This is a genomic window from Streptomyces sp. NPDC006265, from assembly GCF_040613555.1.
Taxonomy (GTDB): Bacteria; Actinomycetota; Actinomycetes; order Streptomycetales; family Streptomycetaceae; genus Streptomyces.
On sequence record NZ_JBEXSH010000331.1, the window covers coordinates 1 to 8,930 of the forward strand.

The following is an 8,930-nucleotide window of genomic DNA, read 5'->3' on the forward strand; positions in this document are numbered from 1 at the left end:
GCCACTGCCGGCCGACCCGATCAAGCCCGGGGCGTCGCCGTGCGGGACACGGCGGCCGGGAGCGGAGGCGATGGTGCAGCCGGACTGCCTCGCCCTCTCCTCGGCCGCGTCCGCCGCCTCGTCGGCCTCCTTCGCCGCCTTCTCGGCGGCGTCGACGTCACCGGCTCTGGCCGCCTTCCTGGCGTCCGCCGCCGCTTCCGCGGCGTTCTCTGTGAGCTTGCCGAGTTTGCCCAGCTTGCCGAGTTTCTGAACGATCTTGGCTTCGCCATAGCCGGGGATGAAGAGCGAGCCGACGTTCCAGACGACGTTCGTGGCCGCACGGGTCTTCTCGCCGTTGTTCCACTGGTCGCGGACCTCGTCGCCCACGAACATGTCGTCCAGGACCTTGGCGCCCGTGTTCCACGACGCGCCACCCCAGTCGGTGAGCGCGTCGAAGTAGTCGCCGTCCTCCCACTTCCCGCCCGCGTCCCTGGCATCCTCGGACCACTGATCGCCCAGCGAGCTGCCGTAGTCCTTCAGGCCTTCCCACGCCTTGCCCGGGCTGGTGACCGTGTCCCAGATGCCCGTGACGTCACCCCAGATGCCGTCGACGAAGAGGCCCTGCCCCACCTGCTTGAGCTGGTTCCCCACACAGCCGAAGAAGGCCCCGAAGCCGGAGGTGCAGCCCTCGTCGCCGCCTTCGTCAGCGCCGTCCTCGGCGGCCTGCTCGTCCTCCTCCCAACCCGGCTCGTCCTCTGCCGCGTCGTTCTTCTCCTCGTCGGTCTCCTCGGTGTAGGAAGCGCTGGTGCCCTCGCCGGAAACGCTGCCGGTACCACCGTCACCGGCTCCGCCGTCGCCGCCCTGCGAGGCAGAGCCGTTCTCTCCGCTGTTCCCGCCGGTCCGGCCACCCGAGCCGGATTCTCCGGTGTCCTGACCTCCGGAATCGGCTCCACCGGTGTCCTCACCTCCGGAGTCGGCTCCACCGGTGTCCTGACCTCCGGAATCGCCCCCGCCGGGCCCGGTTCTGCCGGTGTCGCCGTTTCCTGTGCCGCCGTTGCCGGTAGCGCCGTCACCGGCCCCGCCGTCAGCCCCGCCGTCCTCGTCACCCTGGCCACTGTCGCCCTGACCGCCGGCGCCCTGATCACTCTGACCCTGATCACCGTCGCCCTGATCACCCTGGCCCTGGCCCTCCTGGCCCTCCTGGCCCTCTTGGCCCTCCTGGCCCTGGCCTGCCGGCCCGGAGCCGTCGGGCTCCTCACCGTCGGTCCCGTCCGCGCCGTCCCCGGCCTGAACCTCCTCGCCGCCGATTCCCACCCCCGCCGCGCACGCCGTACCGGTGACCTTGCACACCGCCGACTGAAGGCCGGTGAAGATCTGCGTCCCCAGCCCGCTGACCACCAGCGCGGCGATGATCGCCGCGACCACGGCCACCAGCCCCGCGTACTCCACCGCCGTCTGGCCCTCGTCCCGGCGCCAGCGGATCATCCGCGCCATCGAGAACGGGCGACGATCCGCTCGCTCCGCATCCGGCAGCCGGAACCACTCCCGGCTCTCCCGACGGGTCAGGAACACGACGATCAGGATGGGCAGGAAGAGTTGCGTGAAGCCCCGCCCCGAGCCGTCTCCGACATTGCCCAGAGCAGCGACGATCAGCCATGCCTGCAGGGCGAGAAGACCCCGCCACACCCACACGCCGCCTGACCAGGACCTGCGCGCGAGTACCCACCCGATCGTGCCCGGCGCCGCCGCGAACGCCACCTGTCCCAGCAGCCGGATGTCCACGGCGTCCAGCGACGCCGCCGTCAACAGCAGACCGATCCCGCCCAGCACCGTGAACGCGAACAGCGTGTGGACGAGCACCGACGCGAGCGACAGCGGCCCGGGCAGCTCCCGGCCCCGCCCACTCTCCGTCGACGACCGTCCATCGCCGCCGAACACCGGAACGCCCCCGAACGCAGACATGCCACTCCTCAACTCGGCGAGCAGGAGGACGAGTCACGGGAAGGAGGGCCGTACGGGCGCGCCGCCAGGAGATGGGGCGAAGGCGGGCTACGACTGCGGAGGCTTGTGCGTCGAGTCGTGACGGTTTCCGCCCTGGGGCCCGCTCACGTACGTCATACAGCCCCAGCTCCACGGTTTCGTGGGCCCGTGAACGCGCAGCCGCTGCCGCGCCCAGCTGCTCCGGATGACCTCGATCCCCCTCGTCAGTCCAAGTCCAGAGCGTACGTTCGGTCACATCAAGCCACCTGGGCCCACAGGCCCAATCGCAGGCCCAAAACCTGTGGGGGACGGGCCTGTTGCGCTGGCACAGGCACCACGATTCAAGACCCAGCAGCGACGTGCCGCCGCTCCTGCTCGCCCTCTGCGGCGGCGTGGAACGAGTCAGCCGTACAGGTACGACCTCGCGCTCTCCCTCGGCAGTACCGCCCACATCCGGGTGCCGCCGCCCGGTTCGCGGACCTCGCCGAATCCCCAGTCGCCGCGGCAGGACTTCACCACGCAGGACAGGACCCGCAGGGCGGCTCGGCGACGGGACTCGCAGGCCGCGGCGAGGCGGGGGTTGAGGTGGCGAGGATGGCCGTCGTAGAGGATCACGCGCAGGTCGCCGTCCCGGTAGCGGAGCGACACGTAGACCTCGGCGGCGGGGGTGAAACGGCAGGCGCAGGCCGCCAGTTCACTCACCACCTGGACCGCCGCGTCCGTCACGTCGTCGAGGGCGTGGGCTCGCAGGACCGTTCTGGTCGCGGCGCGTGCGATGAACGGGCTCTGCGAGGCCGCGGGGAGGGTGAAGCTGTAGGCGAGGGTTTCGGGGGTGGGGCGGTTGGGCGGCAGGTCCGTGTCCGCGGCGGACGGAGGCGGGCAGGTCGTGAAGGGTGCGGGCATGGCGGCAACTCCCTTGGCGTGCAGCTGGATGGTGAGGAACTCCGACTCCGAGCGGTGGCCTGTCTCCCTGACGCGAGCCAAGCCCTCCCAGGGCAGGAGATTGCGGGCAGGCTCACGCGATGCGCTTCCGGCGGGCGGGGCGGTGTGATCGATCCGTCACTGACTGTAGAGGAGTAAGGGGCACGTGTGCCACGCAATCAAGAACATTGCCTCCATTGAGTTGGCTTGTCGGCGATCACAGGGGCAGACTGATCTCCAACCAAGCGGGGAGGAAGCGCCGAATGCCGACACGGCCCACACCGACCGAGAGACAGCGGCGTCTGGGTGCGGAGTTGCGCAAGATGCGGCTCGCGGCAGGCAAGACCACGGAGTACGCCGCCGGACTGCTCGGGTTGGACCGTACGAAGGTGTCCAACATGGAATCGGGAGTTCGGGCTATCTCTCCCGAGCGCATCCGGATACTCGCCAGCAACTACGACTGCCCTGACCAGGCGTACGTAGAAGCACTGGCCGCCATGGCCACCTCTCGGAAGAGGGGCTGGTGGGAGCACTACCGCGGCAGCCTGCCCCAAGGCCTCCTGGACGTTGCCGAGCTGGAGTGGCACGCCACACGGCTGCAGACCTTGCAGACAGTACACATTCCCGGACTATTGCAGCTCAGCGGATACGCCCGCGCGATCTTCGAATCTGCACTGCCACCGTTGCCCAAGTCAGAAGTCGAGCTGCGGGTGGCGCAGCGCGTGCAGCGGCAGCAGGTCCTGGAACGGGAAGACACAACGGTCGAGTACGTCGCGTACGTCCATGAGTGGGCGCTACGGATGCAGTTCGGCGGGGCTCGTACCACCCGGGAGCAGTTGCATCACCTTTGTGGCGTGTCTGAGCGGGAGAGCGTCGACGTACGGGTACTCCCCGTCGAGGTCGGAGCCTTTCCGGGAGCCGGGCACGCGGTGCTGTACGCCAGCGGCGCCGTACCACAACTCGACACCGTGCAGCTGGACTCGGCACACGGCGGAGAGTTCACTCACGCCGAAGCACAGCTCTCCAAGTACCGTGCGCACTTGGACTGGTGGCACGCCAAGTCGCTGGACTCACACGCATCACGGGACTTCATCCATGCCATCGCTCGCCAACTCTGAGGAGTCACCATGGCCGAGATCACCTGGGAAGAGCCCTTCTGCGCCGAGGGCAACAACTGCTTCCGCATAGGCACCGACGCGCAAGGTAACGCCTATATCGCCGTCGCCGGGCAGGAGGAGCACCATCTGACCGACAGCCGCGATGCTCTCCGGACGCTCATCCGGGACATCAAGGCGGGCAAGGCCGACCACCTGCTGTAGGCCGACCGCAACCCGTGCGGTGCGAGGCCGGTCCCGCGGCCGGGGTGTGGCGGGACCGGTCTGCTGTCAGCTCTCCGAGCGCGGGAAGGAGACCTCGACGCGGCGGTTCTTCTTGCGGCCGGTTTCCGAGGAGTTGTCGGCGATGGGGTACTGCTCGCCGTAGCCGCGGACCTCGTAGGTGACATTGGAGTCGGTCAGTTCCTGGTCGAGGATGTTCTGTACGGCGTCGGCCCGTTTCCGGGACAGGACGTCGCCGTGGGCGGAGGAGCCGAGGTTGTCCGTGAAGCCGAAGACGCGGATCTTCGTCGCGTTCTGCGTCTTGATCTCCTCGGCGATCGCGGAGATCCGGGCCTTCGCCTCGCCGCCGAGTTTCGCGCTGTCCTTGCCGAAGAGGACCTCGGCCTGGAGGGCGAACTTGACGTCGGCGTTGGTGTCTTCGCGACGTTCGTCGCCGCTTTGGTCTTCGACGACCTGTTTGATGTCGAGGACCTTGGCTTCGGCGAGGGTGGCGCCTTCGGGGAGCTTGAGGTCGGGGTCGGCGGGGTCGACCTCTACGGGGGCGGAGGCGGAGGCCTCGGTGCCGGGGGGTACGCCGGGGGTCTCGTCGGCGTGGGCCGAGACTGCGCCGTAGATGTTCGTGGCGACCATGAGGCCGGCGGCGGTGAGGACGAGGGCGAGGCGTGGAGTCGCCGGGCGGGTGCGCGTGGGGGTCTTCATGGCCGGCCTCACCCGGAGATCTTGATGGTGCCGCTGGAGAATGTCGGCAGTTGCAGGGTCACGTCTGTGGTGCTGGTGGGTGGCGCAGGGAATTGCATGAATACCGGAAGAGCCTGGCCGGCTTTGAGCGTTCCGAAACCCGTTGTCGTCAGTGGACGTCCGTCCGTGTCGCGGAGCACGTAGTAGCGCTTCTTCCCTTTCGAATCCACGAGGGTGGCGCCACCCAGGGAGGGGCCGTGTTTGATGACCTCTGTCTCATCGCCGCTCATCTGGGACGGGATGACCACCGATTTCGCCCCGTCATTCTTCAAGTTCCCGCCCACAGTGATGAACCCGCCCGCATCCCTGGCAGCGGAAGTGACCTGGAGAAGAAGCCCTTCCGTGCCTTTGAGTTCGACCAAGGGCGTCTCGGACTGCCCCTCCTGAGCACTCGGCTGAGATCCGTCTCCCTTGGCAGCGGAAGCCGAAGAGTTCGGCTTCTTGGCTTCACCGTTGCCGCCCCCGCCACAGCCGGCTGCTCCAAGGGCCAGTCCGGCCGCTACGGTCAACGCGACAATCCCCTTGCGGGCGTTCCCAGTGAACCGATTACTCATCTCTTGGCTTCCTTCACCACTCGTCGTTCGCTAGTCAGTCGGCCAGGTGGACGTCGAAAAGGTCCTCGGGCGCTGGGAGATCCGTGAGCTCGTCGGGCTTCAAAATCCACTTCTGTCCCGAGCAGTCGAGCGTGGGCAGCGCATCCGCTAGGACGCTCCCCTCAGGAGGCTCGAAGCTGCAACGCGACTCGATCACCGCTATGGCGGAGGCCTCTGCGTACTGGTTCTCCGTGCCCGGGACGATGGACTTTCCAACGGGTTCACTGGACTGGACGTCAACTTTGTAGCTCAGGGGCCGGGGGCCCTGCCCACAGCTCCGCACTTGGGCGTCATTATGCGCCGCAAACCGGTTCGCACGTCCGCACCCATCGAGTGCTGCACCACGACCGTTGAAGATGTCATCCCAAGTGGCGGGGTCGAGCACCTTCTCAAGCCACTCACCTGCGAGCTTGTCCCGGGTGTCCTGGGCCGCCGCGAGCGCCGCCGCATCGGCGGCCGTCTGGGCACCGCTCCGATTCACCGTGGCCTGGCCAACCGCGAAGTACGCCAACGCAAGGAAGAGCAGGCCTGCCACCATCGTGATGTAGATGGGGAAGGCCTGCCCTGCATCGCCGTACCTGCGCGTATGCATCAGGTGATTTCGTTGATCTTCTCCTGGATCTTGTTGAGGATCGTCTGGCCGATGTTCGTCCCCGTAATCGCCAGCACAATCGCCACCACCACCGCAATGATGCCCAGGTACTCGACCGCCGTCTGCCCCTTGTCGCCGGCGCGGCGCTGCATCGCTGCGGCCGTCGTGTTCTTCCAGCCGTTCACGCGGACCTTGGTCGCGACGGCGGTCTTCAGCATCAGGTCGCTCATGGTGTTCCCCTCCGGTTACGGCTGTGTCGCTTTCGACACGAGGAACGTACGGCGCAGCGCCCGGTCCGCCAGAGGGCCCCTGGGCCCAATTCCGGGCCCAATCGCTCGGGCCCAGCCGTCGGTCGTTCCCCCATGGTGTCACCGGAGGTCACCCCCGTCCCCGGGGTGCGTCCGGCGCCGTGCCGATCCACTTCGCGGCGGCCTCGGAGCGGCTGGTGCTGTGGAGTTTGGCGAAGATGCGGTTGATGTGGTTCTTGACGGTCTTCTCGCTGATGAAGCACGTGGCGGCGATCTGCTGGTTGTTCATGCCGGACGCGATGAGGTCCATGATCTCCGCCTCCCTCGTGCTCAGTTGGAACCGCGACCTGTCGGGAGCGACCGGACGGCCACTCGTCCACTCAGACGAAGACTGTCCCACATGCGGTTGCATCTGCGAAAGGTTTTCTGGATAAGCAACCGGGCGTGAGGGCTGCTGGATGGCAAAATGTGCTGGTGGGTATGGTTGTTGAGGTGGACTATACGGCTGTGCGGAGGTGGAAATTCCGTATGCAGTCGCACTCGATGACTGGCCCAGGCCGTCCGGCAGGGGTGGAGCCGGGGCCCGGTCCTGGCGGAGTTGGGTCAGGAGGGCGCCCGCCGCCGTCGGGGTGAAGTGGGCCCGGCCCTCCTTGATGTCCCGTACGGCGTCGACCAGCTGGTCCGCCGTGAACTCGCCGTGGACCAGATAGCCGCCCGCCCCCCGGCGCAGGGCCTCCTGGACGATCTCCGACTCCCTGCTGTACGTCAGCATCACGACCGGGGCGATCTGCACCAGGTACGGGAGGGCCGAGATGCCGTCCACGCCGGGCATGCGGACGTCGAGGAGGACGACGTCCGGTCGGTGCCGGTGGGCGGCCTCGTAGGCCTGGCGGCCGTCGGCGGACTCCGCCACCACCTCGATGTCCGCGCGGCCGGAGAGCAGCGCGGTGAGACCGGCGCGGACGACGGGGTTGTCGTCCGCCACCACGACCCGCAGGCGGCGGGCCGGTGGTGCCGGATGCGGGAGCGGGAGGTCGGCGAACGGGTGGTGCGGTGGCGGCTGCGGGGCGCCGGTGGGGTGGGGCGTCTGGTCCGGCATCTGGGGCCTCCTCTCGGGTCGTGGGGTCATGCGGTGGGGGTGGTCAGGGCGGCCAGGGGGAGTTCCAGGCGGACCTCCGTGCCCTGGGGGTGGCCGCCGCGGCCTATGCGGATGCGGGCGCCGACCGAGGCGGCGCGTTCGACCATGCCGACCAGGCCGAAGTGGCCTGCGCGGCGGAGTTGTTCGAGGGTGGTGCCGGGTGGGAGGCCGCGGCCGTCGTCGTGGACGCTGATGCGGAGCAGGTCGCCGTGGACGCCCGCGCTGACGTCGACGCGGGTGGGGTGGGCGTGGCGGTGGGCGTTCTCCATGGCTTCCGAGGCGATGGTGAGGAGCTGACGGGCCACGGCCGGGGGGACGGGGGGCACGGCGTGGGCGCCGGTGGGGCGGTAGACCGCCGGGAGACCGGAGCGGGTGCTGAAGTCGCGGGTGCGGGCGGCCAGTTCGACCAGGACGTCCGTGGCCTGGTCCGGGTCCGATTCGCGGCGCAGGTCGGCCAGGAGTTCGCGGGATTCGGCGGCGGCCCGGCGGGCCGAACGGGCGACCAGTGCCGCTTGGTGTCTCACCAGGGCCGGGTCCATGCGGTCGGCGTTCGTCGAGGTGGTGAGGCCGTCGGCGGCCAGGGCCACGCCGTGCAGGGTCTTGGCGACGGAGTCGTGCATCTCGCGGGCCAGGCGGGCGCGCTCGGCACTGACCGCCTCCGTCACGGCGAGACGGGCCTGGACGGTGGTGAGGGCCTGGGTGGCCGCGCCGAAGCGGAGCATGAGGTTGCGGAGGCTGGAGCCGACGGCTCCGGCGATGACGCAGAGACCGGGCAGGAGGGCCGACTCGGTGATGCCGGGGGCCGGGTTCTCCTGTGCCGCGTGGATGAGGAGCAGCAGGAGGGCCTGGAGGGAGGCGAAGACCGCCGCGCCACGCCAGCCGTAGACGAGGCCTGCCAGGAGGGGGGTGCAGACGCTGACGTAGGCGAGGGTGCTGTCGGGGCCTGCGGCGATCAGGAGCAGGGCGCCGAAGAGGGTGTCGACGGCGAGGAGGGAGGGGTGGCGCAGGAGCAGGGGGCCGAAGCGTTCCCAGTCTCTGAAGAGGACGTAGGAGGTCATGAACGTGACGACCACGGCCGCGCCGACGAGGCGGGTGGGCAGGCCGTCGTTCGCGTTGACGAGGGCGGTGGGCGTGGCCAGGGCGATCATGGCCAGCCTGAAGCCGAAGACCTGGCGGCACATGGCTTGCAGGGCGTTGACCTGGATGTCGATCGCGGGGCTCGTGGCGACGGCCGGGCCTGCGGCGGGGATCGGGGCTTCCACCGGACCGCTCGTGCGGCCGACGTCGTCGGGCGCGGGCGGCCCCTGTGGGGGTACGGCGTCGTCCGGCGCGGGTAGCCCCTGTGGGGGTACGGCGTCGTCCGGCGCGGGTAGCCCCGGTGGTTGCGCCGGGCCCTCAGATGCG

The 8,930-nt window shown here is 69.1% G+C and carries 10 protein-coding genes; 2 read left to right on the forward strand and 8 right to left on the reverse strand.

What is annotated here, in order from left to right:
* Positions 1–1,941: hypothetical protein (locus ABZ281_RS24980; RefSeq protein WP_356658847.1), on the reverse strand; the 1,941-nt coding region annotated here is incomplete at its 3' end.
* A 420-nt stretch (positions 1,942–2,361) separates the two neighbouring features.
* Entirely contained in the window at positions 2,362–2,862 is a 501-nt protein-coding gene (locus tag ABZ281_RS24985; protein ID WP_356658859.1) for an ATP-binding protein, read from the reverse strand.
* A gap of 281 nt (positions 2,863–3,143) precedes the next feature.
* Between ABZ281_RS24985 and ABZ281_RS24990 the strand changes: the two genes are divergently transcribed.
* Positions 3,144–3,998, forward strand: a complete 855-nt coding sequence (locus ABZ281_RS24990) for a helix-turn-helix transcriptional regulator (RefSeq protein ID WP_356658849.1) — start codon at positions 3,144–3,146, stop codon at positions 3,996–3,998.
* Between the two features lie 9 nt (positions 3,999–4,007).
* Complete coding sequence (locus tag ABZ281_RS24995; RefSeq protein WP_031106920.1) at positions 4,008–4,199, forward strand: hypothetical protein; 192 nt, start codon at positions 4,008–4,010, stop codon at positions 4,197–4,199.
* Positions 4,200–4,265: 66 nt separating this feature from the next.
* Here ABZ281_RS24995 and ABZ281_RS25000 read toward each other — a convergent pair whose 3' ends face one another.
* The 6 genes from ABZ281_RS25000 to ABZ281_RS25025 all read right to left on the reverse strand — a co-directional run bounded on the left by ABZ281_RS25000 (position 4,266) and on the right by ABZ281_RS25025 (position 8,707).
* Positions 4,266–4,916, reverse strand: coding sequence for an OmpA family protein (locus ABZ281_RS25000; RefSeq protein ID WP_356658851.1), 651 nt, complete (start codon positions 4,914–4,916; stop codon positions 4,266–4,268).
* An 8-nt stretch (positions 4,917–4,924) separates the two neighbouring features.
* Positions 4,925–5,509: a hypothetical protein gene (locus ABZ281_RS25005; RefSeq protein ID WP_356658853.1), complete on the reverse strand. Its 585-nt coding sequence runs from the start codon at positions 5,507–5,509 to the stop codon at positions 4,925–4,927.
* A gap of 34 nt (positions 5,510–5,543) precedes the next feature.
* Complete coding sequence (locus ABZ281_RS25010; protein ID WP_356658855.1) at positions 5,544–6,140, reverse strand: pilus assembly protein TadG-related protein; 597 nt, start codon at positions 6,138–6,140, stop codon at positions 5,544–5,546.
* Positions 6,140–6,370: a hypothetical protein gene (locus ABZ281_RS25015; RefSeq protein ID WP_031132638.1), complete on the reverse strand. Its 231-nt coding sequence runs from the start codon at positions 6,368–6,370 to the stop codon at positions 6,140–6,142. The genes ABZ281_RS25010 and ABZ281_RS25015 overlap by 1 nt, the downstream gene beginning before the upstream one ends.
* A gap of 148 nt (positions 6,371–6,518) precedes the next feature.
* The gene (locus ABZ281_RS25020; protein ID WP_356658857.1) at positions 6,519–7,487 is read right to left on the reverse strand and encodes a response regulator transcription factor; all 969 of its coding nucleotides are present in this window, start codon (positions 7,485–7,487) and stop codon (positions 6,519–6,521) included.
* Between the two features lie 26 nt (positions 7,488–7,513).
* The gene (locus tag ABZ281_RS25025) at positions 7,514–8,707 is read right to left on the reverse strand and encodes a histidine kinase (protein ID WP_356658861.1); all 1,194 of its coding nucleotides are present in this window, start codon (positions 8,705–8,707) and stop codon (positions 7,514–7,516) included.
* Positions 8,708–8,930 lie beyond the last annotated feature (223 nt).

Bases quoted from the DNA above. Each gene is read 5' to 3' on its own strand.
- ABZ281_RS24990 (WP_356658849.1), top strand. From the start codon at position 3,144: ATGCCGACACGGCCCACACCGACCGAGAGACAGCGGCGTCTGGGTGCG.
- ABZ281_RS25020 (WP_356658857.1), bottom strand. From the start codon at position 7,487: ATGCCGGACCAGACGCCCCACCCCACCGGCGCCCCGCAGCCGCCACCG.
- ABZ281_RS25000 (WP_356658851.1), bottom strand. From the start codon at position 4,916: ATGAAGACCCCCACGCGCACCCGCCCGGCGACTCCACGCCTCGCCCTC.
- ABZ281_RS25010 (WP_356658855.1), bottom strand. From the start codon at position 6,140: ATGCATACGCGCAGGTACGGCGATGCAGGGCAGGCCTTCCCCATCTAC.
- ABZ281_RS24995 (WP_031106920.1), top strand. From the start codon at position 4,008: ATGGCCGAGATCACCTGGGAAGAGCCCTTCTGCGCCGAGGGCAACAAC.
- ABZ281_RS25015 (WP_031132638.1), bottom strand. From the start codon at position 6,370: ATGAGCGACCTGATGCTGAAGACCGCCGTCGCGACCAAGGTCCGCGTG.
- ABZ281_RS25005 (WP_356658853.1), bottom strand. From the start codon at position 5,509: ATGAGTAATCGGTTCACTGGGAACGCCCGCAAGGGGATTGTCGCGTTG.
- ABZ281_RS24985 (WP_356658859.1), bottom strand. From the start codon at position 2,862: ATGCCCGCACCCTTCACGACCTGCCCGCCTCCGTCCGCCGCGGACACG.
- ABZ281_RS25025 (WP_356658861.1), bottom strand. From the start codon at position 8,707: ATGTGCCGCCAGGTCTTCGGCTTCAGGCTGGCCATGATCGCCCTGGCC.